This is a genomic window from Pseudanabaena biceps PCC 7429, assembly GCF_000332215.1.
GTDB classification, from domain to species: Bacteria; Cyanobacteriota; Cyanobacteriia; order Pseudanabaenales; family Pseudanabaenaceae; genus Pseudanabaena; species Pseudanabaena biceps.
In genome coordinates this window covers 1-25,940 of record NZ_ALWB01000055.1, presented here as the reverse complement: position 1 = coordinate 25,940, position 25,940 = coordinate 1, and the positions used below count along the sequence as shown (strand labels likewise).

The window sequence follows — 25,940 nt, the reverse complement described above, 5'->3', positions numbered from 1 at the left end:
GACATTAAATTCAAATTGCTGATTGAAATTACTCATAGAGCTATAGCGATCCTAAATGAGCCGAGAGAGGCTCCGACTCCGCGCCGCCAAAGTGTACCGATGGTTAAGCACCGATGGTTGAGCGAAGTCGAAGCCCCATTTTCTTGTAAGTAGTTAGACCCAGAAGAGCGTACCGCCCGCGTAGCGGGCGGTACGCTCTTTTAGGTTTTAAATCATGTTTAACTGCTTAATTAGAATAAAATAAAAATAAATTTTTCCAGATAGATATGCAAAGGCGACATCTATACATTTTGTCTGTATGTGCAACGGTTTGCTTGTTTGGACTAGAGGTTAAGTCTGCAAAAATCTTTAATTCGCGTACCGACAAAATACCTAGTCCTGCGGAAATGTCTCAAATTGCGGATTCGTTAAGCCCTGAAGAAATCTCGCAACTAGAAGTCGATGACGTACTGCGCGATCGCCTCCGCTTCGATCCGCAATGGCAAGAAATCGCTCAAGCTATCCATCAAGATATTATTCAGACAAAATGGGGGCGAGATCCTGTTAAAAATCCTGCTTGGAAGCGTTATGGAGCAAAAGCTTATCCTTTACTGAGCTACTATGCCAGTTTCGGAGATGAAACTCGACAAAAGTATGGTATCGAAGGTATTCGCAGCCTCGGCAAACCATATACGACTCTATGGTTGCAAGAACAAATTAAACGAAGGATAAATTATGCTAGTGGCTCTGAATTGAGAAGATATTTTTATAACGAATTATTATTTGATAATGGGTTCTGGGAGATGGATTTTGGTTTAAACAATCCCAAGCTAAAAGAAGAGTTTATTGCTCTAGCCAAGGCTAACTTAGGAGACAAAAGGTCGCTTGAGTATTACAGCCAGTTTAATTATGATTTTTTAGTTAGTCTACTAGGGAATGCCTATTTTGATAGCGAATATGATCCTCATGAATATTATAAAGAAAAGAATTTTACTGATCTTTCAGAATGGATAAAGTTCGAGCAGTTGCAACAACCGACAGAAAAACAAATAAACGAGGCGATCGCATTTTATCGAAAACTATCAATCGATGACCGTGAGCATATTTTAGTTGAGCGTCTTGGCAGAATTGAGGCTGGAAAGATTACGCCTTTCGGTCTTGATTTTTTTCGTGCTTTAGCGGATGAACCAGCCACTAATGAAAAAGCTAAAGATCGCATCTGGGCGATCGCCGAATTAGACCGTCATGGAGATGAACAAGGCTCAGAAATCCTTCAAGGTATTTTGGATAACGATCTAATTCAGCTTGTTTACCTAACCAAAGTTGGTGACTATGATAGATCTTCAAGCAAAGAAGTCCATGCTAATTTTCTGATTTTAGGAATAGTGGAAAAATATCCACAATCAAAATTTGTCCAAGGCTGTCGTGAGTATGGCGATTTGACGGGACGTTCTTATTTCGGTCGTCAGAAGCGCAATCAAGAAATCCTTGATCGCAATGCAAAAATGACTGCTCAAGAGCGCGTCAACGCATGGCAAGACTGGCTCAATCGGCATGGAGATCATCTAGGAGCAGACGATGCCTCCTACCATCTCGCTGTAAGTTTGCAAGACAATAATGACATTGTTGGAGCCATGCGCGTCTGGCTCAGAATTATGGCACAACCGATGGGCGATCGCGATGCTCTTTATCTCGCTTTCCCACATATTCGTACTTTGCTGGATGTTGGTTTGTCCATCGACCAACTGCAAACCCTTTTACAAGAAACAGAAAATCAATCTTTTGCGCCTCTTTTGCAATATGTGATCGCCATCCAATATGCGCGATCGCAAAACTATGCCAAAGCTTTAGAAATATCTGCCAATGTGCAAATAGAAACATTTTCTGATCGCATTCTCGATGCTTACTACTATCCGAGAGGTCGTTGGCAGAAAAGATCTTCCGCCAAGCACGATCTGGTAGAAATTTTCAAGCAAGAAGTGCAATCCATGCTCAGCGAACAAAAGCTACGCTGGCAAAAGCTCCATCAATGGCAAATCGAAAATACGCCTGAGTCTCGATATCGAATTGCTTCAGATTGGGCAGGTAAAGGCGGATGGAAAAACGGGTATTTGCCAATTTGGAATGGTCGTCGCGTTTATGCGTTACCGACCGAAGAATGGGATTGTAAAAAATGGTGGGTATGCGATCCAACAAAACGCAATAATTCAGAGATGTTAGCCAGCTATCAAGGCAGTAGTCAAAATGCGATCGCCATTTCCCTCTATCAGCAACTACTTGAAGACAAGAGCATCCCCACCGCCATCCGTGAAAAAACCCTTTACATGGTTGCTATGACTTTGCTCAACCAATTGGAAAACCATCCTCTTTCAGAAACTATTCGCATCCATCCGCCCGCAGGAGTGTTAGCCCGTCAGCAATTGCAACATCCTCACGTAGATAGAGGTAACTACTACGCTAATGAAGAATACAAACGTATAGATGAAAGCATTCGCTCTGACTACCAAAAACGGATTGATGAGATTATCGCTGAGTTACAAACTAAGTTTCCTCAAAGCAGGTATATAGGCGATCTCCTATTTTCTAGCTCCTTTCTCAGCGACCAACCTCATTATTTGCAAACAATACTGGAGAGATATCCGAATAGCGATCGCGCTGCTGAGGCAAAGTTTCTACTAGGGTTAAAAAAATGGCAACTGGTAAGAGAAACGATGCTTTATATGAAGCCTTACTTCTAAGAAAATAGATAATGGTGAGAATTCTTTCTAAACTATTGCGAGTTCTCTCAAAACGTGATAGAACGGAATGACGAGTTTCTTCTATCATAAGTAAAAGTATGAGGAAACAAACTAATCAAATCAACTAACATTAATTCTCTTGGTTCCCGTAATATGACTATAGATCTACCTGTAACCCTACAGCCAGAAGGTTTTGGCGCGACTTTACAAGCTTTGCATAGCAGTTTGAAAGGCTTCCTATCTGAATATGAAGATAAAGTTGCTCAAGCCCGTGCCCAACTCGCTCACGTTGAAGCCCTCCTTGGAACCTTACCCGCCGAAGCTCCTAAAGCTAAGGCTAAAAAGAAAGAAGTTGCTGTTGCTCCCGTTGCTGCTCCCGTTGTAATTGCTGAAGTTCCACCTGCCCCCACTAAAGGTCGCAAGCCCAAAGCCATCATTCAACCCGAAGCAGCCCCCGTCGCTACACCTGCTGCCAAAGGAAGAGGAAGAGGACATCGTCGTGGTTCTTTGACAACTCGTCCTGCTTACGAAGGACTGACATTGACAGAAGCGATCGAAAAGATTTTGAATGAGCGTCAAGGTCAAGCCGTTAATGCTGATGATGTAGTAAATATCCTTTACGGTGATTTGACTGAAACGGTATTCCGCGTTGCTAAGGAGCGAGTCACCAAAAACCTTTCTAAGGGCAAGGGTGAAAATAGATGGAAGCGTGTTCCTAACCAACTTGGTTACTATACCCTGTCTCTAGAAACCTTAAAAACAGTTCCAACCTCAACGATTAAAAGAGGTAGAGCCGCATCGGTCAAGGTCGAAGAGCCTAAAAAGACACCTGTAGCTAAGGCAACCAAGGCTCCTAAAGCTACTAAAGTTGCTGTTGCTCCCAAAGCAACTAAGGCACCTAAAGCAACCAAGGCTGCACCTAAAGCAACCGCTCCTGCAAAAGTAGCTCCTAAGGCTACAAAGAAGGCAGAAGTAGAAGCACCTAAAGCAGCACAGCCCAAGAAATCTGGTCGTTTGAGTTCCTTAGTCATGCGTCCTCTATATCAAGGCAACACCTTGACCGATGCGATCGAGAAGGTATTGCAAGAGCGTAAAGGTGAGTTTGTTAATGCTGATAGCGTTGTCAAAGCTCTGTATGGCGATCTCTCCGTAGAAAATTTCCGTCAAGCCAAGGATCGCGTTACCAAGAACCTATCCAAGGGTAAATTGGATGGCAAGTGGGAGAGAGTTCCTAATCAACTAGGCTACTACACTCTATCGATGTCCGCAGTCAAAGCGTAAACAGTTCGATCAAGATGATTTCCATGATAATTTCCTTATGGCGCTTTGTCACTGGAACTTGAAATTATCAAAACTTCGTTCTTAGACAAAAAATAAAGACTCGCTTTGCGAGTCTTTATTTTTTTGCTTGTGTTAGGCGTAACCATAGGTTAGAATACCAAACGGGAGAGATGGCAGAGTGGTCGAATGCGTTCGACTTGAAATCGAATGTTGTGAAAGCAACCGAGGGTTCGAATCCCTCTCTCTCCGTATATACTACCTTCCCAGTCAATAAATAGAGGTGCGGGGCGAAGCCCCGCACCTCTATTTATTGGTTTCATACCAATTCCCAAAAGTGTTGTCACACTTTCGTGAATTAAAAAGCAAGCCTAGGAAGGGTTTTCAAAGCTCAAAATGGCTACGCCATTTTGAGCTTTGGTATTAAATGTCTATTTCTTTAGTGGGAAGAGAGTAAGAATCCGCAAAGCAAAAAAAACTGCCAAACGGCAGTTTTTTTTGCTTTATTCTTTTTCGAGCTTGACAGCAACTTTATCTTCGGTAATTGGTACAAGGACGGGGGATTCTGAGGCGGATTGGAGATTGGAGTGATTCGGCTTAGGGGGCTGAGGATGATTTGGGCTGCGCCAATTACTAATTCTTTCCTTGAGCCAAAAGAATGCTGGTGGAGCCGCAAACCAGAGCAAAATACCACTTAAAATAATCGAGCTAATTCTGACAACTCCAGAGACTAGGGTTTCTAAAGGAATTAAAGTACCTGCATAGTAGGCTACGCCTGTCGTAACTGTTCCCCAAACTAATGCACCCGTAGCATTAAAAAATAGGAAACGCGAGTAGGACATCCCCGATAATCCTGCCATTGGTCCAGCAAAAATTCGCAAGATGGCGATAAATCTGCCAAAAAATACGGCTCGATCAGCGCTACTGCGAAATTTCTCGCGGGCGATCGCAATTTCATCGGTGGGCATCCGAAATAACTTACCGACTTTTTCTAGGGCGGGTAATCCACCCCAGCGTCCCAGCCAGTAGCCCGCGCTGTCTCCTAAAATCGCCCCTGCAACGGCACTTAACAAAAGCAATGGATAGCGCAATTCACCATTACCAGCCAGAAATCCACCGACTAGGGTGATCGTTTCTCCTGGTAAGGGGATACCCGCATTCTCAAGCATGATGCCGAAGAAAACAATCCAGTATCCATACTGCTGTATCCATTCTTGAATAATTTCTAACGAAAAAAACTCAAAATGCATGAGTTATGACTCAAAATTTAGTTGGTTAAAAGGTTTGTGAAAAATTGTTACTTTTTGTATCATTATAGTCGAAATAGTCGAATCTAAGTCAAAAAGAGACGTTATGGTAAGCGCTCTGACTTTTTTCGACTCTATAATCAAACTTATAAATTGATGGATATGGCATTAACTGGACAAGCTGTAATGCATTGTTCGCAGACAACACAGCGCGATCGCAAAAAGTTGAGTTGAAAGGTTTTAGAATCGAGGGTAAGGGCTTCCGTAGGGCATACACCTGTGCAAAGACCACAATCGACGCAGGTAGTATCGTCAATTACAATTTCCCGCCCATGTAATGAAACCTCAATATCCTGCGATCGCATCCAGTCTAGGGCTTCTTCGAGCTGATCGATGTCACCAGATAGCTCTAGCACCATTTTGCCGACTTTATTGGGGGCAACCTGAGCGCGAATGATATTTGCGGCAATATTAAAATCCTTGGCAAGCCGATAGGTAATCGGTATGCTGATAGCTCGTTTGGGAAAGGTAAGATTAACTCTTTTTTTCATAATTGGTGTTTTTGGGAAATTCCCGCCCTAATAAACCAGCAGTACTAGTTATGATTATGAAACCAATTTTGATGTTTTCACCATCAAATCTGAACCAAGCCCAAAAAGTAGAAGTTGTCACACTTTCGTGAATTGGTATAAGTCAAGAAATCAAACCCAATAGAGAACTGCGGTGCTTTGCACCGCAGTTCTCTATTGGGTTTGACTATAGCTATAAGTAGCTATAAGTAGCTGGGTGCAATTAAATATAAAACCAAAAACCTGTGGCGTAGGCGCAGATTGCACCACAGGTTGTTAATCTGGATTTTAATTATGCCTAGCCGCTTAATAAACAGTTAAATAGGACAAAAGCTGATAGACTTACGAAGACTTTTTTGCTTGCTGAAATCAACTAGCAGATAGGGATATGGGCAAAATATTTATTTCCGCAGGTCAGGGTGGTTTTGAAGGGTCATTTCGCGATCGCTGCGAGATGGCGGGTGGAACGATGGAAACCAGTGAATTAGCTGCCACAAGAGATTTAGTGGTTGCTGAATTACGATCGCGCGGAATTGCGATCGTCATACCTAGCGATGACCTCAATTTAGAAGAAACAATCGCTTGGATTAATGCCAGAGCCACATCTCAGGATGTCGCGTTGTCTCTACAAATTGATATCGCTAATGCAACGGAATTACGCGGTACAACGGCCTACTACATTACCAATAATGCTTTGCGCAAGCGCCAAGCTGAGATTCTTACCAATGCCTTAACCAAGCGTGTACCTGAAATTACCAATCGTGGGGCAAAGGCAGACACGATCGCGAGTATTGGTAGTTTAAGTTTTTGTCGCCAAATTACAATTCCTTCTATTTTGTTGGAAGTAATTTTTGGCAACAATTCTCAAGATCGACTGTTGATGCAAACAAGACGACGAGACTATGCGATCGGCATTGCCGATGGTTTACAAACATGGATTAATGAAACGGCGACAACAATTCCCGTTTTCAGTCCTGCAAATCGTCCTACCCCAATTCAGCCCGTAACCTATCCAGAGATTAGTATCAATCTCAATGGTCAGGGCTATGAAGAAAAAGGAATTCTCGTTGCAGGAAATGTCTTTGTCCCTGCCGATCTGGTCGATCGGCTCGGTTTTAATCTCAGTCAAATCCCTCTATCTTGTTGCCTGCGTTATCAAAGCATCGTCTATGTACAGGCGATCGCTTTACGCGAACTCAATACTTCTGTCTCATGGGACAGTACAACTCGGACTCTTTCTCTCAAAACGATCTTTAAGGTTTTTGTTGGGCAAATCGATCAAATCATGGGTGTGGGCAATGCATCGGAAGTCCAGCTACTGATGTTTCTCAAAAACAATAACGAATCTGCGCTCACTGATTATGGTGACTTACCCCATTTGTATCGAGAGGAAGCCGAGATTGAAGGAGTGAATCACGATATTGCCTTTTGTCAGATGTGCGTGGAAACCAGTTTTTTGCGATTTGGTAGGGGGATTGAACCCGATCAAAATAATTTTGCGAGTTTAGGAGCGATCGCTAATTCCAAGCCCAATATGGGTGCAAGTTTTGCCGATCGGCGGACAGGTGTGAGAGCCCATATTCAGCATCTCAAGGCCTATGCCAGTAATGCGCCCCTCTTCAAACCCGTAGTTGCGCCAAGATTCCATTTAGTGGCTAGAGGAGTTGCCCCAGTTTTACATCAATTAACTGGACGCTGGGCGATCGATCCGCTCTACGATCGCAAAATCATTGCCCTCATCCGTCGCCTTTACGAATCCGCAGGTATTTTTTAGGTAGTCTTAAAAATCCCATAATCTGTAGCGCACGCTGCGCGTGCGCTACAGATTATGGGATTTTTAATTATGCCCAGCTACTTATAACAGCGTAAAAACGAGATGAGTTGCGGCGCGAAGCGCCGCAACTCATCTTTAAGCAAACCTTTCGTTGCTAAAAATAGGTAAAGATAGGCGGCGCTTTGCGCCGCCTATCTTTACCTATTTTTAGCTTTCTCGATCGCTTCAATTAGAGCTCTCGCTTCGATCGCTCCTTCAGATTTTTGGAATTGCCAAGGATAGGGCATTTTACCGCTTAAAACCATGCGGATACCGAGAGGGAAAATGCTCAATAGCCCTTTGAGATCGCGGAAGTTATCGCCAACGACCCGCACACCAAATTTGCTTTCATCAATCCAGCCATCCTCTTTGACAAGATCGACCATTGTGTGGCGATGGCGTTGAGCGGTAGATTCTGGCAGATCGGGATTGGCAAGAATTTCATGTTTAATTTGGGAAATCCGATCTAGGGGTTGCACTTCCACAGGACAGACTTCGTTACAGTTATAGCAGCGCGTACAGTCCCAGACAAATCCTGATTCGTTATATTTTTGGATTCGTTCCTCAGTGCGATCGTCGCGGTTATCCGCCATGATTCGATAGGCTTTGGCTAAGGCATGGGGACCAACGAAGCGATCGCTGATCGCAGCAGTGTTACATTCGGAATAGCAGGAACCGCACAGAATACAATTAGCGGCCGCTTGGAGCTTGGCTCTTTGTTCGGGAGTTTGCAAAAATTCAGTTTTGCTAATTTGCCGTGATGCAGTGGAGACATAGGGATCGACCTTGGCGAGGTTATCCCAAAATTTAGTCATGTCCACGATCAAGTCTTTAATGACAGGAAGATTTTGCATCGGTTCGATTACCAATTCAGTATCATTCTCTCCCATCACTTCGCCGATCTGCTTCTGACAAGCCAAGCCCGATTGCCCATTGATCCGCATCGAGCAAGATCCGCAAATGGCATTGCGACAGTTGCGCCGAAAACCAATGGAGCCATCCTGTTCGTTCTGAATTTTGATTAAGGCATCGAGTACTGTAGTGCGATCGGGATCGGCTTCGATATGAAAGATTTGATAGGTGGGCTCGCTATGGCGCGATGTTTGGCGGCGAAGCTTGACTGTAATATTCACGGTAATATTCATGATTGATTTTCGTGATCGGGCTTTCGCGATCAGGCTTTCGCGATCGGGCTTTCGCGATCAGGCTTTCGCGATCAGGCTTTGTGCATTCAGTTTAACTTTAAACTATACGACTTAGAAACTATACGACTTAGAAACTCTCCGACTAGATATAACGAACCACAAAGAATGATCGGCTCGTTATCTCGATCCTGTCCTCCATCCTCAAAAGCAGCCTCTAGTCCTAACTCTAAACTAGGATAAAATTTGGGAGAATGCAAAGGATTACTCTTGGGAAAACCCTTGAATATAGAAGTTGCTAAATCAGCTAAATCCTGCGGTGGCGTAGTGGCAGGACTGGGGACGGGCACGGGAAAAAGCAAATCATCCGCCTGTAAAAGTTCCTTGAGAATGCCCAATCGATCCTTTGTATTTAAGATCCCGATGATCCAGCGTTTTCGTTGTTGGGGAAACGCCTCATCGACAAACTGACGTAGGTATTGCGCCGCCGCCACATTATGCGCTCCATCAATTAGGATTTTGCGAGGCTTTCCATGAAAATTAAATTCCATCCATTGCAGTCGTCCCGCCCATTGCGTGTTTGCCATGCCTCCCCTGATTGCCTCATCGCTAATCTGCCAGCCCTGATTTTGCAAAACTCGCACCGCCGCGATCGCCACTGCCGAATTGATTAATTGATGATTGCCTTGTAAGGGCAAGGGATAGGCGAAATTTTGGTATATCGCACCTGTAGCCGTCCGCTTAGCAGCCTCCACCCAAACTACAGGGGCATGGCATTCTGTTACCTTCTTTTGCAAAGCCGCGATCGCTTCAGGATCGTTTTCGGCAATGACGACGGGACATTGCGGCTTGATAATGCCTGCTTTTTCGGAAGCGATCGCCGCCAAGGTATCGCCCAATTGCTGACAGTGATCCATCCCGATCGATGTAATCGCGCAAACTAAAGGGCGATCGCATACATTTGTCGCATCTAGTCTGCCGCCTAAACCCGTTTCGAGGATGGCAATATCGACTTTTTGCTCGGCAAAATACCACCACATCGCCGCTGTAATTACTTCAAATTGGGTCGGCGGCAAGTTAGGCGCGATCGCTGCCTCTACCTGATTCAAAGCTGCGAAAAGATCGTGATTGCTAATCCATTCTCCATTAATCGTAATGCGTTCGCGCCAATCGATGAGATGCGGCGATGTATAACGTCCAACTCGATAACCTGCCGCTTGCAAAATCGATAGTAAAAAAGCACAAACCGAACCTTTTCCGTTTGTGCCTGCAACATGGATCACGGGAATTTGATTTTGAGGATTTCCTAAGGAATCGAGCAGTTGTTGAATACGCTCTAAACCAAGGTGAATGCCAAATTTATCGAAACTGGCAAGATATTCTTCAGGTGATAGATCAATTAGCTTTGGAGACATGAACTTCTAAGGCATAAATTTTGCCTTGGGCATCGACTTCAGCAATATGTCTGCCTTGCATCGCAAATAGTTCACCACTATCGCGCTTGCCCGCGATCGCCCAAATGGCTTCTAGTCCATTTTCCGTCCTTCTGGTCGTCCAAACGCGCTGCATTCCTGAATAGGTCTGAAAAAACTGGCGATACAGTTGCGAGATAGCATTCTTCCCAACCACCTTACGGGCTCCCGCAGGTTGAACTTCGGCTTCTTCAGCAAACAATTCCACCAATTCATGAAACGCTTTGTCGTCTTCCCTAGCGCGATCGGAAAGTTCAAAGTATTGGTCTAAAACTGTCATATTTTGGCACCTCAGTTCTTTTAAAGCTCAAAAATTTATTTGAGAATGTTTTAGAAGCTGCATTACAGCTTTACTAGCGTTTACTAGTCTTGTTATTCTTTATGTAAACATATATTAAGCTTTATTTTGCCAAACGATCTTCACCCAACTGGACAGGATCGTCTAATACCAAAGCTCAAAATGGCGTAGCCATTTTGAGCTTTGAAAAACCTTACTGGGTTTGGTTTTTAATTCACAAAAGTGTTGTCACACTTTCGTGAATTGGTATAATTAGCTAAGAAATTGAAGAGTGTACCGCCTGCGTAGCGGGCGGTACACTCTTCTGGGTTTTAATTGCGCCTAGCTTACAGCTACTTGTCAGAAAAATAGGGCTTTGGTTTTGGCTTAACCGAAAACCTTTAAAATAACGCAACTCAATGATAGAAACCCAATAATTCCCAAGAGCGTTTTTTGTAATCTGGCGATCACTGGTTTGATTTCGTAAGCTACCAGTAACCGATCCTTCGCTAAGTCGGCTTCAGGCTTTTCCCATGTTTGTCCGTCATACCAGCCTGACTCTTCATAGAAAATTTTGGCACTATCAAGGCGTTGTTTCACATGTCCCCATCCCGATAGCAGCAGCAGCACTGGCAAAACTAGCCCCACTGAACCGCCAATATTCGCAACACAAATAAATTGCCATAGATGCCGACTAGGGGATTGAATGCTGATGGCGACTGGCGAAAAAATAATCGCAAACCCCAACCAAATCAGCAATAACATGCGTAAATATTGCGATCGCCCTAATTTTGCCCAACGATAAAAGAAAGCTTCCTTAAGCTCGACATATTCATTGAGCGGCTGTTGATCTTTAGGAACTGGACAGGACATGGATGGAGAAATTATGGGGAATTACTTTGCTAGTGTAGCAATAAGCCATGCCGAAATATTGCGGGGTATAGTTCAGCATAATTAACATTAGCGGGAAGATATACGACGGATTGGGCTGACCACTCTGGGATCTACGCCGCAACCCATAAATATTTGATGTAGTTCTCCCAGCCCATTGATTAATTGAAGGATTTGCTCTAGGGTAATCTGCTCTAACTTATCAGCAAGGCGATCGCTTGTTTCTTGAAGGACTTGCTGGAGATGTTCCTCCCCTGAGGCTGTGAGATTGAGAATAACCTGTCTTTTTAAATTAGGATCGACGGTGCGAGTTACCAATTCTTTTTGGACGAGGCGCTCGATCATGGTGGAAGCAGAAGCGCTACTAATGCCCAAATAGTCAGCTAACTCTGCTAGGGATACACCCGCATTAGTTTTCAAAAAATCAAGGGAGCGTAGCTGGGGAATGGTGAGACAAGTTGATTTTTGTTGGCGCACTTCCGCATGAATACATCGCATTACCGCAGGTACTACATCTAGAATTCGATTGGCACAAATATGGTGAGAGATCCGCGATGAAGCTATAGATGAACCTATAGATGAACCTATAGATGAACTCAGAGATGAATTGGCAGTAGGTGATGTATCCATCTTGACTAGGTAGATATATTAATGTAGTACTACTAATAGTTAGCTAAATTAACAATCAGCATATAACAAACTTATTCCAACTCATTCCAACTCATTCAAAAATAGTTGCAATTTGCCTGACAACCATGAGACATCCTTTTCTATCTATATCGCTCCTGATTATGGTTGCCTCAGCAACCCCCAGCTTATTGACGGCTTGCGGATCGTCTCAGGCGGAGTCAGGCAAAGAACGTCGTCCCGCTGTGCCCGTATCCGTGATCACCGTTGTCCAAAAAACATTACCCGTCCAAATTCGCAGTACTGGCGTGGCAGAAGCCTATGCCACCGTATCGGTAAAATCTCGCATCGGCGGACAGTTAATCGAAGTCGCGTTTAAAGACGGACAGGATGTCAAGCAGGGGGATTTGCTATTTCGGATCGATCCGCGTCCTTTAGAAGCGCAATTACAACAGGCGATCGCTAACCAATCCCGCAACCAAGCGCAACTACAACAGGCGATCGCCAATCAAGTCAGGGCTGAAACAACCATTACCCAAGCAAAGGCAAATCGCGATCGCGACTCAGCCCAGTTGCAGTTTGCTGATTTTCAACGTAAAAGTTACGACCGACTCTATCAAGAAGGCGCGATCAGTCGCACCCAAGCCGAACAGTTTCGCACTAATGCCAGCGTATCTCAAGCCAATGTGAATGCTTCGGGTAGTGCGATCGACACGACGATCGCTTCAGCAGAATCGACCAGAGCCGATATTGAAGCGGCGAAGGCAAACTTAGCAGCAGGAGAAGCGGCGATTGAAAATGCTAGAGTCCAACTTTCCTACACCGATATTTACTCACCGATTGATGGACGAGTTAGCAGTGTCAAATCGAATCAGGGGAATTTGATTAAAGCTGACGCGGATGCTCCATTAGTGACGATCAGCCAGATTCGCCCGATTTATGTGACTTTCACAATTCCAGAGCGATCGCTAGCACAGGTAAAGCAATACCAAAAACTCGGCAAGCTCAAGGTGGATGTATTGCTGCCCAACGATAAGCGCCCAGTTCAAGGTGAACTGACCTTTATTGATAGCTTAGTCGATGCAACTACGGGAACCGTAACACTCAAGGCAACCTTTAATAACAAAGACGATCGCCTCACTCCCGGTCAGAGGGTAGATGTAGTGCTGAATTTGACCGAGCAAGTTAATGCGCTCTCAGTTCCCACCCAAGCCGTCCAAACGGGACAGAAAGGTCAGTTTGTCTATGTCCTCAAATCAGATAGCACGGTGGAAATCCGTCCTGTGAAAGTAAGTAATACCGTGGGCAGTGAGGTGTCAATTTCTGAAGGATTGCAAGCTGGCGAAAAAGTAGTAACCGATGGTCAGTTTGCCCTATCGCCCAACGCCAAGGTCGAGGTAAAGGAAGCGCAAAATCAGGGTGATGAAAAGAAAGATAAAGAAGATAAAAGCAAAAAGTAAGCTGCCAATCACCAATCACCCATTACCAATCACCAATCGCCAATCGCCAATTATCAATTACCAATCGCCAATTATCAATTACCAATCACCAATCGCCAATCACCCATGAATATTCAAACCTTTATCTTGCGCCCAGTCATGACCACCTTGGTCATGCTAGCGATTCTATTGTTTGGGGCGATTAGCTATCAAGTACTGCCCGTTAGCGATCTACCTACGGTGGATTTTCCTACGATTAGCGTAACGGCATCCCTGCCTGGAGCTAGTCCCGAAACGATGGCTTCTTCGGTAGCGACTCCTCTAGAGCAGCAATTCTCCTCGATCGCAGGCTTGGATTCGATGACTTCCAGTAGTGCGATCGGTAGCACGCAGATTACCTTGCAATTTAGCCTCAATCGCCAAATTGATGGTGCGGCAGCGGATGTGCAAGCGGCGATTACCAAGGCTGCTAAGCAATTGCCACCCACCTTACCGAGCCCCCCACAGTATAGCAAGGTCAATCCTGCCGATCTGCCTATTCTCTACATTGCCCTGAAATCAGAAGTACTGCAATTGTCGGAAGTAGATAAGTATGCGGAAAATCTTCTCGCGCAGAGATTGTCAACGGTCGATGGGGTTGCTCTCGTATCTGTTTTGGGCGCTCAAAAGTATGCTGTACGGATTGATCTCGATCCGCAAGCCTTGAAAGCGAAAGGCATTGGTATTGATGAAGTAACCACAGCGATCGCTCAGGGGAATTCCAAACAAGCCACGGGCATTATCAATGGCACAGATCGGACACTCACCATTGGCACTAATGCGAGTTTAAACAATGCAAAGGCTTATAGCTCTTTAATTGCCGCCTATCGCAATGGCGCACCCGTGCGGTTGAATGAAATTGCCCAAGTGCGCGATAGCGTCGAAAACGATAGGCTCGCAGCTTGGTATAACGGTACGAGAGGGATCATTCTGACCATCCAACGTCAACCAGGAACGAATACGGTTGCGATCGTTGATACGCTCAAAAAACTGCTGCCTACCTTCCGCGAACAAATTCCTGCGGCGATTGATATTGAAATTTTGTACGATCGCTCGCAATCGGTGAGGGCTTCCGTCGAAGATGTGCAGTTCAGTCTACTGCTAGCGATCGCTCTAGTGGTGATGGTGATCTTCTTATTTCTCCGTAACTTCTCAGCTACCTTGATTCCCAGTATCGCCCTACCGATCTCTCTAGTGGCGACCTTTGCTGTCATGTATAAACTTGGCTATTCCCTCGACAATCTATCTTTAATGGCGCTTACTTTATCGGTAGGTTTCGTGGTCGATGATGCGGTAGTCGTACTGGAAAATATCGTGCGTCACCTAGAAATGGGGAAGTCTGGATTTCAGGCGGCGATCGATGGGTCAAAGGAAATTGGGTTTACCGTTCTCTCCATGACGATTTCCTTGGTTGCCGTATTTATTCCCATCCTATTTATGGGGGGGATTATCGGTCGTCTGTTTCAGGAGTTTGCCGTTACGATTAGCGTTGCCATTCTCGCTTCGGGATTTGTCTCGCTGACTTTAACCCCCATGCTTTGCAGTCGATTCCTCAAACATACGACACATAGTGGCAAGCCTGTAGTCGTAAATATTGCCGCAAGTGATCGCATTGATGACCATATCTCAACTGGAATCTCGAACGAACATAATCACGATATTAGTAACGATATTAGTAACGGGATTAGTAACGGGATTAGTAACGGGAATCATAATGGGCATAGCGATCGTAACGGGCATCATCACGAATATGGTCACGATGAATATAATCACAATGAGCAAATTCACGATTCCCCTAGCCTAGAGCATTTAGAAAATCAAGGCGACTTCTTTCAACGCTTTTATGCTTGGAGTTTGCGCTATTCCCTTAAATACCATCGGATCACGATGGCTATTTCAGCGACCATTTTGGTTGCGACAATCATTCTCTTTGGACTCGTTCCCAAAGGATTTATCCCCAATGATGACACTGGGCAGATCTTAGGAACTACGGAGGCAATCCAAGGTATTTCCTTTGATGAAATGGTCAAACATCAAGCCAAACTTGCCGAAATTGTCAGCCAAGATCCTGATATTGAGGCAGTTTACTCCGCTGTAGGTGCGGGTGGTAGCATTTCGCTACCTAATAATGGGCGTTTGTTTATGCGCTTAAAAGAACGCAGTCATCGATCGCGGAATGTCGAACAAATCATTCAAGATCTGCGTCCCAAGTTATCTAAAACTCCTGGTATTCGCGTCTTCTTACAAAACCCGCCAGCGATTCGACTGGGGGCACAAATATCCAAGGCGCTATATCAATACACGGTGTCCGACACTGACTTAGAGGGACTCTATCGCACCGCACCTGAACTAGAAGCGAAGCTGCGTCAATTGGATAGCCTGCAAGACGTTACTAGCGACTTACAGATTAAAAATCCTCAAGTCAATATTGATATCGATCGCGATCGCGCTTCCGCACTCGGTATCACCGCAACGCAGATCGAATCCGCTCTTTCCTACGCCTATTCCACAGCGAAAGTCTCAACCATTTACGGGACTGACAATCAATATTCTGTAATTGTGGGCTTGGCTCCAGAATATCAATCGGACTTGAAATCCCTAGAACTATTATCGGTGCGATCTAGTAGCGGGCAGCTAGTCCCACTGAGTACTATTGCTTCCTTCAAGCAAACCGTGAGTGCGCTTTCGGTTAACCACGCATCGCAATTACCTGCGGTCACAATTTCCTTTAACCTCAAACCTGGGATATCTCTCAGCGATGTAGTTGGCAAAATCGAGCAACTTGCTAAAGAAATTCTACCTGCTACCTCGACAGGGAAATTCCAAGGAACGGCTCAAGCTTTCCAAGACTCCCAAAAAGGTCTAGGACTGTTACTTTTAGCTGCCATCTTGGTAATTTATATCGTTCTCGGAATTCTTTACGAAAGCTTTATCCATCCAATTACCATTCTCACAAGTCTCCCATCGGCGGGATTCGGCGCATTGCTTACCTTACTCATTTTTCGGAGCGAACTAAACGTTTACGCTTTTGTCGGCATTATTCTCTTAGTCGGGATTGTGAAGAAGAACGGAATTATGATGGTGGACTTTGCGATCGGCGCTCGCAAGTCAGGTAGCACCGCCTATGATGCCATTTATGAAGCCTGTTTAGTTCGCTTCCGTCCGATCATGATGACCACGATGGCAGCCCTGATGGGAACTTTACCGATCGCTCTTGGTTTAGGTGCAGGTGCTGAGTCTCGCCGTGCCTTGGGATTGGCGGTAGTTGGCGGCTTGGTGTTTTCGCAAATGCTAACACTTTACATTACCCCAGTTTTCTATGTCTATATGGAGGCAATGCAAGAACGTTGGAAAAATCGCAACCATAAACCTTCTAAACCCTCCCAGAAATCTAAGCCTAAGCCTCCTCTGAAAGTCTTACCACCCACAGTTTAATACCAATTCACGAAAGTGTTGTCACACTTTCGTGAATTATGCGAATTATATAGCTATAGTCAGTAATATTAGGACAACAATCAAACCCAATAGAGAGTTGCGGCGCTTCGCGCCGCAACTCTCTATTGGGTTTGATATCCTGACTTAAGACAAATCAAACCCGAAGAATTGATTGGCAGCACTTCGCGCCGCCAACCAATTCTTCGGGTTGCACAACAAGAAGCCTTGCAACGCAAGGCTTCTTGGTTTATAGGGAAGGTTTTTGTTTGTGCCATTCCGTAGATTGCTCGTAGCCATAGGCAACTTGCAACAATACATCCTCTCGTAAGACATTAGAGATCATTTGTAAACCGATGGGCATTCCCTTCGAGTCAAACCCACAGGGAATACTAATTCCTGGCAAGCCAGCAAGGTTTACAGGAATAGTCATCAAATCCGATAGATACATTCCTAAAGGATCTTCGGTCTTACTTCCTGCCTTAAAAGCCGTAGTTGGTGCAGTTGGACAAACTAAAACATCTACCTGCTCAAAAGCTTTTTGAAAGTCTTGAACGATTAGAGTCCTCACCTTCTGCGCTTTAAGATAATACGCATCATAATAACCAGCCGATAGCACGTATGTGCCAATCATGATCCGACGCTTTACTTCTGCTCCAAAACCCTGCTCGCGAGTATTCTCATACATGCTCAGCAAGTTCTCTGCACTCTCATCGCGGAAGCCATACTTAACGCCATCATAGCGAGCGAGGTTTGCCGATGCTTCGGAGGGGGCGATGATGTAATAGGTGGGGAGCCCATAACGGAATCTGGGGCAGGAGATCTCATAGATTTCTGCGCCCATGCTTTCCATATGCGCGATCGCCTTTCTCACCGAAGCCTCAACCTCACTATCTAAACCTTCACCAAAGGTTTCGGTAATCACGCCGACCTTTTTGCCCTTTAGGGATTGGGTTAAGTCTGGGGTTAATAAAGCCGCATAGTCAGGAATTTCAGTGTTAATGCTGGTGGAGTCCTTGGGATCGTAACCCGCGATCGCCCTTAAAAATATCGCTGCATCTTCCACGGTATTGGCAAAGGGACCAATTTGATCGAGTGAGGAAGCAAAAGCGACTAGACCAAACCTTGAGACTAGCCCATAGGTGGGCTTTAGTCCGACGACACCACAATAGGATGCAGGTTGACGGATCGAGCCGCCCGTATCCGAACCAGTCGCAATGACACATTCCCCTCCTGACACTGCGGCCGCAGAACCACCCGACGACCCACCAGGCACATAGGCGGTATTCCAAGGATTTGCCGTGAGGGCGATCGCCGAGTTTTCGGTCGAGCTACCCATCGCAAATTCATCAAGATTAGTCTTGCCAACCATCACGGCTCCAGCCGCACGCAATTTTGCCGTAACTGTGGCTTCGTAGGGGGGCACAAAATTTTTCAGCATATTGGAGCCACAGGTAGTAGGCATACCCTTGACACACATATTGTCCTTAATGCCTATGGGCACTCCCGCCAAGATTGGCAATGGGTCGCCTGCAGCGATCGCGGCATCAATGGCTTGGGCTTGAGCGATCGCCACTTCAGGAGTTACCGTAACAAAGCTATGCAATTTTGGCTCTAGGTGAGCAATGCGATCTAAAAACTCTTGAGCAATTTCAGTTGCTGATCGCTCTTTATTTAATAAGGTTTGGCGAATTTGGGCGATCGATGGCATAAACAATCTGATGGGTTATTGGGCAGATTTTTTAGTATAAAACTAAATCGGTTACTCACGCGCCATGCACCTTGACGGAGCAGGGATTAGCTTAAAGAAAAGCGAAAACAAACCGTCTTTTTTACTTTTTTGATATCGGGCAGGGCTTAAAGATGGCATTATGCCCTTTATTTTTTGTATTTTCTGGACAAGCGTCGAGAAAGCAAATACAATATACCCGCAAATTAAGGTACGTTCTTACCCCTTGGAGGTCATTATTCCTGAACCGTTAACCTTGACTGTGAGTTTAAGAGGCAGCCTCGAAGTCAAGGACAATTATCAATTAATACGCCTCGCAGGTCTTCTAGACGCTTTTTCTGAGCCAGCTTTTAAGAAAGTGATAGGCAAGTGCGTCGAAGATGGCCCCTATAATGTGATTTTAGACCTGTCAACCATTGATTTTATTGATAGTTCTGGACTGGGAGTTTTGGTGCAAATGGCAAAAAAAACTCAGACTTTGGATGGAACCCTCCAAATCATCACCAACGCTAGAGTCACCCAAACGGTCAAACTAGTTCGATTAGATCAATTCCTGACACTTCAAACATCCATTGATGAAGCTCTGGCAAAGCTGGCAAAAACAAGTAAAGACTAAGTAACCAAATCAAGTAACCAAATCGAGTAACAAAATCAAGTAACCAAGCAAAAAATTAAGTAGATATTAACTAAACTCAAAAATAACTAACCCAAAAATAAGCAATCTGCACATCCCAACAAATCTCAAATCAATCTCGAATCAATCTCGAAAAGTGTAAAAATCAACTTGAACTTGATGATATTTTTCGTTTTCAGGAAAAATACAAAGAAAATTATGGGGCAAATTTTCTAGACTTGATGTTTTGTGCGATCACAAATGCGGTCACAAATGCGATCACGAAATTGATAAATTAAACAAACTTCACATGCTCTAAGTTTCTTACCGCGAATCGCAATCCTTCCATAGGCTCTACCCAACAAGGTACTTTTATGGGAGATTTGTTTGCCAATTTCGTATGGTGAGTTGCTTATTTAGTGTGTAAAGTTTGTTTTTAACGTTTCGGGCACTAAAATCTATTCCCAATATCAGAACTGCTGTTATGATATTCATGAGACAAAATTTATACATATTGATGGGCAAGCATAGCTTGCCCATCAATGTCTGAAATAAATGTAAATATCAACAAATATCAAATGGTTGACAAATATCTAAATATTTTGTCGTCATTCCATCGTTATTCTCGTTATTCATTGTACGCAAGCAAATTATTCTGTAATGGCATTATCTCGTAATGTCTCTTAGCCCAATCGTTGAAAATATCGCTGAGATCCCAACCTCTGCCCTAGCCTATATTGGCGATGCTGTTTATGAGATGCAAATGCGTCTGCATTATTTACTGCCGCCACGCACTGCCAAACAGTATCACCAACTTGTAGTCAGTCAAGTTAGAGCAGAGCAACAAGCAAAACTTCTCGAAAAACTCGATCTCACAGACTTTGAGTCCGACCTCGTAAGACGCGGGCGCAATGCTGCGGGATCTATATCGCGTAAAGTCGATCCCAACATTTATCAAAAGGCAACAGGATTTGAAGCATTGATTGGTTATCTTTACTTAACCGATCGCGATCGCCTCGACAAAATTTTTACTCAGCTAATTAGCCATATCGATACCCCAGCGCCGCCATGACATCGCAACCTAGACTGAAATCCCGACAATCCGACCATAATTCCGACCGAGACGCAGACAGAAGTTTTGAAAAGCGTTCTGAAAAGTCTTTCGACCGATACTCAGATAAAGGTGCTGATAAGCGTTCTGACAATCGCTCCGACAGCCGAGTTGGTGGTAAATATGCAGACAAGCGCAATGATAAGCGTCCCGAGCGTGTTGCTGACAAATCCTTTGATAAATCCTTTGAGAAGCCATACAAATCCTCAGAAAAAGGCTTTGAGAAGCGTGCTGATGGTCGCTCGGAAGCAAAGTATACGGATCGTACCGATCGTCGTGCCGATTCTAAATATAGCGATCGCCGTCCTGAAAGGGGCTTTGAAAAAAGTACAAACTCATCGGCTGAGCCCAAATTTGACCGCAAGTTTGATAAACCGATCACTAAAAAATTTGCTGATAAAAAATTCGCTGATAAAAAATTCGGCGATAAGAAATTCAGTGATAAAAAATTTGCTGATAAAAAATTCGGCGATAAGAAATTCAGCGATAAAAAATTTGAACGTGGCGATCGCCCCGAACGTTTTGATCGTGGCTCAGATCGTGTTTCCAGCCGTGGCTTAGAGCGTGGGGCAGATCGTGATTTTAGCGATCGCAAATTTGGAGATCGTGATTTTAGAGATCGCGCCGTACCCAACTTCGAGCGCCGCTCCTTGCCACCAATCGGACGAGCTATCGATCCTGATGGAGAACTAGGCATCGTTGCGCCAGTCCATAATCCTGAGAATCCCGATATTGTCTATGGTCGCCATGCCGTTGAAGCGGTACTCAATAGCGATCGCAGCATTAACCGTGTGTGGGTCACGCCCAGACTGCGTTATGCCCCCGATTTCTTGCCACTAATTGACGAGGCAAAGGCAGCAGGAGCCGTAGTCGATGAGGTGGATAACACCAGACTAGATCGGATTACTGACAATGGCAGACACCAAGGGATCGCTGTTCAGGTCTCTGCCTACGAATATGCAGACCTAGATGAATTAATTGCTAGTGCCAAGGAAAAATCAACCCAACCCGTCATCGTGATTGCTGATGGCATTACCGATCCCCATAATCTCGGCGCGATCATTCGGAGTACAGCCGCGCTCGGAGCACAGGCTCTCGTGATCCCCCAGCGCCGAGCCGCAGGAATTACAGCAACAGTCGCTAAAGTTGCCGCAGGTACCTTGGAGATCTTGCCCGTTGCCCGTGTCGTCAACCTCAATCGCGCCCTTGAAAAAATTAAAGAAGCAGGATTTTGGGTTTATGGGACAATGGCAGGAGCAAGTGATGCCATTCACAAAACAAAATTCTCTGGAGCGATCGCTTTAGTCATTGGAGCTGAAGGAGAAGGATTGAGCCTCTCAATTCAGAAGAACTGTGACTTCCTAGTATCTATACCTTTAGAAGGAAAAGTCGATAGCTTAAATGCTTCAGTCGCCACAGGAATGGCTCTGTACGAGATTTTTAGACAGCGTTGGGTGAATACGTTAAACCTGAACAATTTGTCTTGAAGTCCTGTTTTAAGTTATATAAAGATATAGTAAGAAAGCTTTAGTGCTAAAGCTTTCTTATCTACCCAAACCATTCACTTTAGCTATGTAAAACCATGGGTGGTCACTTGTTTAAGAACTTTTTCATATCAATTCTGGAAATGTTGGGCTTAGCTGTGTGGGTTGAAATTGTCACAGATTTTCCACATTGCACTTACTATTTTGGACCATTTGTCAATGAATCTGAAGCTGAGGCTGCGAAAATTGGCTATATAGAAGATTTAGAAACCGAAGGGTCGAAGGGTTTAACTGTAGTAGTTAAGCGCTGTAAGCCAAATTCGCTGACTATTTACGATGATTCACTGGATTTTAAGTTTGACCGCTTTCCTGCATTTAGCGGTCAGACTCTGTAACTAATCAAACGATGAATGAATTCAGGGGCAAAAGCCCCTAATTTTTTGTGAGATAAATGCATAATAAAGATCTGGATGAGCTAGGCGTAGTTCTTGCCATATATATTAATTATTTCGTTATACGTATTTGTACGTTGAGATCACTCAAAGACCGATTTATTTTTTAGCAAACAACTTTATTTAGTGAACCTATGTTATTTGGACTAGGCAAAAAATTAACCCTTCCAACAGTAGCCGACGCTCTGGCAGGAAGATCTTCAGCAATTCCTACCGCATCACACCACTTTGTTAATGGTAATGCTCTAAAACCACCTTTCCCTGAAGGTATGGAAACTGCTGTGTTTGGATTGGGATGTTTTTGGGGAGCAGAACGTCGTTTTTGGCAGCAAAAGGGGATCTATGTAACTGCTGTTGGCTATGCCGCAGGATTAACTCCTAATCCTACCTACGAAGAAGTTTGTTCGGGGATGACTGGACATAATGAGGTGGTGCTAGTCGTATACGATCCCCAAGCAATTAGCTATGCTGATCTCCTGAAGGTATTTTGGGAATCCCATAATCCCACCCAAGGAATGCAACAGGGCAATGATAAGGGAACGCAGTATCGTTCGGGGATCTATGTTTACAATGAGACCCAACGCAAGCTTGCTGAAGAGTCACGCGAAGTCTACCAAGAGGCATTGAAAGCTTCAGGGATGAAACAAGGCATTACAACAGAAATTCGCGATGCTGGAGAGTTCTATTATGCCGAAGGCTACCATCAGCAATATCTAGCCAAGAACCCTGGTGGCTATTGTGGACTTGGCGGCACTAACGTTTGTTATCCTGCTGGGGCGATCGCTTAACAAATATAGCTTCCATATAAGTAATACCAAAGCTCAAAATGGCGTAGCCATTTTGAGCTTTGAAAACCCTTGCTGGGTTTGGTATTTAATTCACAAAAGTGTTGTCACACTTTCGTGAATTGGTATTACGTCAGTTCGGGTTAAGATGGCAAATTTCAAAATCCCAAAAGTAAAAGCCTTGCTACGCAAGGCTTTTACTTTTGGGACTTTGAGAAAGGGTTGGCGTAGCAAAACCTTTCTCAAAGTCCATTGTTGGCAGTATTTAATAAAAAATGCGGTGCAAAGCACCGCATTTTTTTATATATCTATAGCATTTTTAAAAGCATTGCTACGAGTTTGGTGGCGGCTCCCGATTCTCCACAGACTTCTTTGAGCCGATCGCGCATTTGGGCTAATTCTTCAGGATGATCTAGGTAGAACAAAATTTCATCGGCAATTTGAGTCGGTGTAATTACGCCAAAAATTTCTGGCACGATCGCCTTCCCCGCCCAGATATTCGGCCAAGCCAGTAACTGTCCCTTTTTTTTAATTTGGTCGATCAGGATCGAGTTAATCGTCGTTCTAATCAGCTTTCCCCAGAATGGCGTGGATGCAAATATACCGAGCAATCCGTCCCATGCGACCTTGATGTCGGAAACGTTAGTGGGCAATAGCACGAGCATAGGTTGGTTGAGGGAAGCAAGCTCGGCAGTATTTGCTCCTACCGTGGTAACACAAAGTTGACTACTGCTAATCAGGGCATGGGCAGGAAATCCCCCATGAATTTTGATAACCGCTCCTTTAGCCGTAACCAAATTCCCCTCTACCAGAACCGCCGTTGCTCCATCACTATCGGGCGTGGGAAAGCTAAATTGGGCATATTGGGCTAGGGCTTCTGGAGTGACTGTGGGGGCGAGTGGGACGACTAGCTCAAGATCGGGACGTTTTTGTTTCAGGATATCGGCGATCGCGACGAATAAAGGTACACCAATCTTTAATTTCTGTTCTTTAGAACCTGGCATGAAGCAAACTCTCAGGGATTTACTCCCGTTGCTAGGTGGTTGTTCGCCCCCACGATCAACCATCAAATCACCGATTACTGATGCTTTTGCCCGTAAGGGGGCGGGGATCTTCGAGGCGATCGCTTGGTTCCGCACTGCAAAACCATCTACCCAGCGATACCATCGGGCTTCCCATTCGGCATAAATTAGGGTCTTATAACCTAGGCGTTTAGCGATCACAACTGTAAAAAATTGATCTCCACCCAAAAAGATCACGATCCCCTGCCTTGCCCATTCCCATTGAGGAGTTTTGCCCCACAGTAAAAAATCAAAAAATTGTTCTGGTGGTAATACCCGATCCACATTGGGGAAGCTTTGGGCAAGTTGAGGCTCCTGCCCGCTCGCATTTTGATCAGGGGACAGGACGATCGAAATGCGTGGTTTGAGTTTTGCTAAACCTTCCGTGAATTTGTCATTGGATTTGGCATTGGATTTGAGAGATAGGTCTAAAGCTCTTAGAAAGGGATATACCCATGTTGTTAGCTCCCCAGGTCCATTGGACAAAATTAAGATATCTGTAGAGATATCTCTGGCATGAGGAGCGTTAATCATAGTTAATAAACCCATAGAGTAGGCAGAGAAGTTATTACCCTATCTACTTTATGAGTTTATTGTCAGAAATTGAAATGACGGGATCGAATTCACGATAAAATTATGCACTCATGATCGAGTTAAATTAAAAGCTAGTGAAGTAGCTCAGAAGTAAACTCTAAAGTCCAGAAATACTTGCCGTTCGCTAAGCAGGCGGCATGGACTCTGATTTTAGATTTAATCTTGCTGAATTACTTACTCAGCTTTTGAGCCTAATTTTTTACTCAAGTTTTTTATAAGCGTCACGCATGTGGATTTAAGTAGTTTATTTGATACACCAAAGCCCGTAATCGGGGTCATTCATCTTTTGCCGTTGCCTACTTCGCCGCGTTGGGGGAGCAGCCTAAAAGAGGTCATTGATCGCGCCGAACAGGAAGCCACAGCTCTTGCCGCAGGTGGAGTGCATGGGATTCTCGTAGAGAATTTTTTTGATGCGCCATTTACTAAAAATCGCGTCGATCCTGCGGTGGTTAGTTCTATGAGTCTGGTTGTACACCGTGTGAAGCAGATGGTGGGCATTCCTGTGGGTATTAACGTTTTGAGGAATGATGGTCATAGTGCATTAGCGATCGCCTCTTGTGTTGGTGCGAAATTTATTCGGGTCAATGTCCTCATGGGCGTAATGGCAACGGATCAAGGCCTTATCGAAGGTGATGCCTACAAACTCTTGCGCTATCGTCGCGAACTAGGCACGGATGTCAAAATCTTTGCTGATGTTTTGGTAAAGCACGCTCAGCCCATTTCTGTCCCACAGATATCTGCGGCAGTTCACGATACGATCCATCGTGGTCTCGCCGATGCCGTAATTTTGTCGGGTTGGTCAACAGGAAATCCCCCGAAAACTGAGGATCTTCAGGAGGCAAAAATTGCCTGTGGTGATACGCCTCTGTTGGTTGGCTCTGGGGCAACATGGGATAATGTACCACAGTTGATGGAATATGCTGATGGGGTCATCGTTTCTAGCTCTCTTAAGCGTAATGGTCAAATTCAACAGGCGATCGATCCGATTCGAGTCAGCCGTTTTGTTGATGCGGTAAGGTTAGATATTGCCAATAAAAAAAATAAGCATATTGCAGAAGAGCAAATACGGCGATCGCCACCAATATCTATTGGGTAAAATCTCTATAAGTAAGTGGGCTTAATTAAATATAAAACCCTAAAGCCTGCGGCGCACGCTGCGCGTGCGCCG

The 25,940-nt window shown here is 44.7% G+C and carries 20 protein-coding genes and 1 tRNA gene; 12 read left to right on the top strand and 9 right to left on the bottom strand.

Annotated elements, in window-relative coordinates; genetic code table 11:
- Positions 1 to 266 precede the first annotated feature (266 nt).
- From PSE7429_RS08365 to PSE7429_RS08355, 3 genes are all read left to right on the top strand, one after another.
- The gene (locus PSE7429_RS08365) at positions 267 to 2,717 is read left to right on the top strand and encodes a hypothetical protein (protein ID WP_009626700.1); all 2,451 of its coding nucleotides are present in this window, start codon (positions 267 to 269) and stop codon (positions 2,715 to 2,717) included.
- 153 nt (positions 2,718 to 2,870) lie between these two features.
- Complete coding sequence (locus PSE7429_RS08360) at positions 2,871 to 3,998, top strand: hypothetical protein (protein ID WP_009626699.1); 1,128 nt, start codon at positions 2,871 to 2,873, stop codon at positions 3,996 to 3,998.
- Between the two features lie 164 nt (positions 3,999 to 4,162).
- Positions 4,163 to 4,247 (top strand) — tRNA-Ser (locus PSE7429_RS08355).
- A 251-nt stretch (positions 4,248 to 4,498) separates the two neighbouring features.
- Here the strand turns inward: PSE7429_RS08355 and PSE7429_RS08350 are convergent.
- Positions 4,499 to 5,245 (bottom strand): DedA family protein, encoded by a 747-nt coding sequence (locus PSE7429_RS08350; RefSeq protein ID WP_009626698.1) that lies wholly within the window; start codon positions 5,243 to 5,245, stop codon positions 4,499 to 4,501.
- Positions 5,246 to 5,388: 143 nt separating this feature from the next.
- Positions 5,389 to 5,793, bottom strand: coding sequence for an NIL domain-containing protein (locus PSE7429_RS08345; protein WP_009626697.1), 405 nt, complete (start codon positions 5,791 to 5,793; stop codon positions 5,389 to 5,391).
- A 406-nt stretch (positions 5,794 to 6,199) separates the two neighbouring features.
- On the opposite strand from PSE7429_RS08345, the gene tftA reads away from it, so the two are divergent.
- Entirely contained in the window at positions 6,200 to 7,585 is a 1,386-nt protein-coding gene (tftA, locus tag PSE7429_RS08340) for a hormogonium tapered terminus morphoprotein TftA (RefSeq protein ID WP_009626696.1), read from the top strand.
- Between the two features lie 197 nt (positions 7,586 to 7,782).
- On the opposite strand, the gene PSE7429_RS08335 is transcribed toward tftA, so the two are convergent.
- The 5 genes from PSE7429_RS08335 to PSE7429_RS08315 all read right to left on the bottom strand — a co-directional run bounded on the left by PSE7429_RS08335 (position 7,783) and on the right by PSE7429_RS08315 (position 12,036).
- Positions 7,783 to 8,769, bottom strand: coding sequence for a succinate dehydrogenase/fumarate reductase iron-sulfur subunit (locus PSE7429_RS08335; RefSeq protein WP_009626695.1), 987 nt, complete (start codon positions 8,767 to 8,769; stop codon positions 7,783 to 7,785).
- A gap of 86 nt (positions 8,770 to 8,855) precedes the next feature.
- Complete coding sequence (locus tag PSE7429_RS08330; protein ID WP_009626694.1) at positions 8,856 to 10,181, bottom strand: bifunctional folylpolyglutamate synthase/dihydrofolate synthase; 1,326 nt, start codon at positions 10,179 to 10,181, stop codon at positions 8,856 to 8,858.
- Positions 10,162 to 10,518 (bottom strand): hypothetical protein, encoded by a 357-nt coding sequence (locus tag PSE7429_RS08325; protein WP_009626693.1) that lies wholly within the window; start codon positions 10,516 to 10,518, stop codon positions 10,162 to 10,164. Before PSE7429_RS08325 ends, PSE7429_RS08330 begins: the two co-directional genes overlap by 20 nt.
- A 384-nt stretch (positions 10,519 to 10,902) precedes the next feature.
- Entirely contained in the window at positions 10,903 to 11,388 is a 486-nt protein-coding gene (locus PSE7429_RS08320; protein ID WP_009626692.1) for a CGLD27 family protein, read from the bottom strand.
- Between the two features lie 87 nt (positions 11,389 to 11,475).
- Positions 11,476 to 12,036 carry a MarR family winged helix-turn-helix transcriptional regulator gene (locus tag PSE7429_RS08315; protein ID WP_009626691.1) on the bottom strand — a complete coding sequence of 187 codons (561 nt, stop codon included), beginning with the start codon at positions 12,034 to 12,036 and terminating at the stop codon, positions 11,476 to 11,478.
- 125 nt (positions 12,037 to 12,161) lie between these two features.
- On the opposite strand from PSE7429_RS08315, the gene PSE7429_RS27555 reads away from it, so the two are divergent.
- Positions 12,162 to 13,493, top strand: a complete 1,332-nt coding sequence (locus tag PSE7429_RS27555; protein WP_009626690.1) for an efflux RND transporter periplasmic adaptor subunit — start codon at positions 12,162 to 12,164, stop codon at positions 13,491 to 13,493.
- Positions 13,494 to 13,598: 105 nt separating this feature from the next.
- Entirely contained in the window at positions 13,599 to 16,946 is a 3,348-nt protein-coding gene (locus tag PSE7429_RS27145) for an efflux RND transporter permease subunit (RefSeq protein WP_009626689.1), read from the top strand.
- A gap of 247 nt (positions 16,947 to 17,193) precedes the next feature.
- Here the strand turns inward: PSE7429_RS27145 and gatA are convergent, their stop codons facing one another.
- The gene (gatA, locus tag PSE7429_RS08300) at positions 17,194 to 18,654 is read right to left on the bottom strand and encodes an Asp-tRNA(Asn)/Glu-tRNA(Gln) amidotransferase subunit GatA (RefSeq protein WP_009626687.1); all 1,461 of its coding nucleotides are present in this window, start codon (positions 18,652 to 18,654) and stop codon (positions 17,194 to 17,196) included.
- Between the two features lie 160 nt (positions 18,655 to 18,814).
- Here gatA and PSE7429_RS08295 point away from each other — a divergent pair, with 160 nt between their 5' ends.
- The 5 genes from PSE7429_RS08295 to msrA all read left to right on the top strand — a co-directional run bounded on the left by PSE7429_RS08295 (position 18,815) and on the right by msrA (position 23,120).
- Positions 18,815 to 19,288 carry an STAS domain-containing protein gene (locus PSE7429_RS08295; RefSeq protein ID WP_009626686.1) on the top strand — a complete coding sequence of 158 codons (474 nt, stop codon included), beginning with the start codon at positions 18,815 to 18,817 and terminating at the stop codon, positions 19,286 to 19,288.
- A gap of 673 nt (positions 19,289 to 19,961) precedes the next feature.
- Positions 19,962 to 20,357, top strand: coding sequence for a Mini-ribonuclease 3 (locus tag PSE7429_RS08290; RefSeq protein ID WP_009626685.1), 396 nt, complete (start codon positions 19,962 to 19,964; stop codon positions 20,355 to 20,357).
- Positions 20,354 to 21,883: a 23S rRNA (guanosine(2251)-2'-O)-methyltransferase RlmB gene (gene rlmB, locus PSE7429_RS25085; RefSeq protein WP_009626684.1), complete on the top strand. Its 1,530-nt coding sequence runs from the start codon at positions 20,354 to 20,356 to the stop codon at positions 21,881 to 21,883. The genes PSE7429_RS08290 and rlmB overlap by 4 nt, the downstream gene beginning before the upstream one ends.
- Before the next feature lie 95 nt (positions 21,884 to 21,978).
- The gene (locus PSE7429_RS08280) at positions 21,979 to 22,275 is read left to right on the top strand and encodes a DUF1816 domain-containing protein (RefSeq protein ID WP_009626682.1); all 297 of its coding nucleotides are present in this window, start codon (positions 21,979 to 21,981) and stop codon (positions 22,273 to 22,275) included.
- Positions 22,276 to 22,466: 191 nt separating this feature from the next.
- Positions 22,467 to 23,120: a peptide-methionine (S)-S-oxide reductase MsrA gene (gene msrA, locus PSE7429_RS08275; RefSeq protein WP_009626681.1), complete on the top strand. Its 654-nt coding sequence runs from the start codon at positions 22,467 to 22,469 to the stop codon at positions 23,118 to 23,120.
- Positions 23,121 to 23,425: 305 nt separating this feature from the next.
- On the opposite strand, the gene PSE7429_RS08270 is transcribed toward msrA, so the two are convergent.
- Positions 23,426 to 24,712 carry a glycosyltransferase family protein gene (locus tag PSE7429_RS08270; RefSeq protein ID WP_040687801.1) on the bottom strand — a complete coding sequence of 429 codons (1,287 nt, stop codon included), beginning with the start codon at positions 24,710 to 24,712 and terminating at the stop codon, positions 23,426 to 23,428.
- Between the two features lie 289 nt (positions 24,713 to 25,001).
- Here PSE7429_RS08270 and btpA point away from each other — a divergent pair, with 289 nt between their 5' ends.
- Positions 25,002 to 25,868: a photosystem I biogenesis protein BtpA gene (btpA, locus tag PSE7429_RS08265; protein ID WP_009626679.1), complete on the top strand. Its 867-nt coding sequence runs from the start codon at positions 25,002 to 25,004 to the stop codon at positions 25,866 to 25,868.
- Positions 25,869 to 25,940: the final 72 nt, after the last annotated feature.

Coding starts and splice junctions, on each gene's coding strand:
- PSE7429_RS08365 (WP_009626700.1), top strand. CDS start 267: ATGCAAAGGCGACATCTATACATTTTGTCTGTATGTGCAACGGTTTGC.
- PSE7429_RS08360 (WP_009626699.1), top strand. CDS start 2,871: ATGACTATAGATCTACCTGTAACCCTACAGCCAGAAGGTTTTGGCGCG.
- PSE7429_RS08350 (WP_009626698.1), bottom strand. CDS start 5,245: ATGCATTTTGAGTTTTTTTCGTTAGAAATTATTCAAGAATGGATACAG.
- PSE7429_RS08345 (WP_009626697.1), bottom strand. CDS start 5,793: ATGAAAAAAAGAGTTAATCTTACCTTTCCCAAACGAGCTATCAGCATA.
- tftA (WP_009626696.1), top strand. CDS start 6,200: ATGGGCAAAATATTTATTTCCGCAGGTCAGGGTGGTTTTGAAGGGTCA.
- PSE7429_RS08335 (WP_009626695.1), bottom strand. CDS start 8,769: ATGAATATTACCGTGAATATTACAGTCAAGCTTCGCCGCCAAACATCG.
- PSE7429_RS08330 (WP_009626694.1), bottom strand. CDS start 10,181: ATGTCTCCAAAGCTAATTGATCTATCACCTGAAGAATATCTTGCCAGT.
- PSE7429_RS08325 (WP_009626693.1), bottom strand. CDS start 10,518: ATGACAGTTTTAGACCAATACTTTGAACTTTCCGATCGCGCTAGGGAA.
- PSE7429_RS08320 (WP_009626692.1), bottom strand. CDS start 11,388: ATGTCCTGTCCAGTTCCTAAAGATCAACAGCCGCTCAATGAATATGTC.
- PSE7429_RS08315 (WP_009626691.1), bottom strand. CDS start 12,036: ATGGATACATCACCTACTGCCAATTCATCTCTGAGTTCATCTATAGGT.
- PSE7429_RS27555 (WP_009626690.1), top strand. CDS start 12,162: ATGAGACATCCTTTTCTATCTATATCGCTCCTGATTATGGTTGCCTCA.
- PSE7429_RS27145 (WP_009626689.1), top strand. CDS start 13,599: ATGAATATTCAAACCTTTATCTTGCGCCCAGTCATGACCACCTTGGTC.
- gatA (WP_009626687.1), bottom strand. CDS start 18,654: ATGCCATCGATCGCCCAAATTCGCCAAACCTTATTAAATAAAGAGCGA.
- PSE7429_RS08295 (WP_009626686.1), top strand. CDS start 18,815: ATGCCCTTTATTTTTTGTATTTTCTGGACAAGCGTCGAGAAAGCAAAT.
- PSE7429_RS08290 (WP_009626685.1), top strand. CDS start 19,962: ATGTCTCTTAGCCCAATCGTTGAAAATATCGCTGAGATCCCAACCTCT.
- rlmB (WP_009626684.1), top strand. CDS start 20,354: ATGACATCGCAACCTAGACTGAAATCCCGACAATCCGACCATAATTCC.
- PSE7429_RS08280 (WP_009626682.1), top strand. CDS start 21,979: ATGGGTGGTCACTTGTTTAAGAACTTTTTCATATCAATTCTGGAAATG.
- msrA (WP_009626681.1), top strand. CDS start 22,467: ATGTTATTTGGACTAGGCAAAAAATTAACCCTTCCAACAGTAGCCGAC.
- PSE7429_RS08270 (WP_040687801.1), bottom strand. CDS start 24,712: ATGATTAACGCTCCTCATGCCAGAGATATCTCTACAGATATCTTAATT.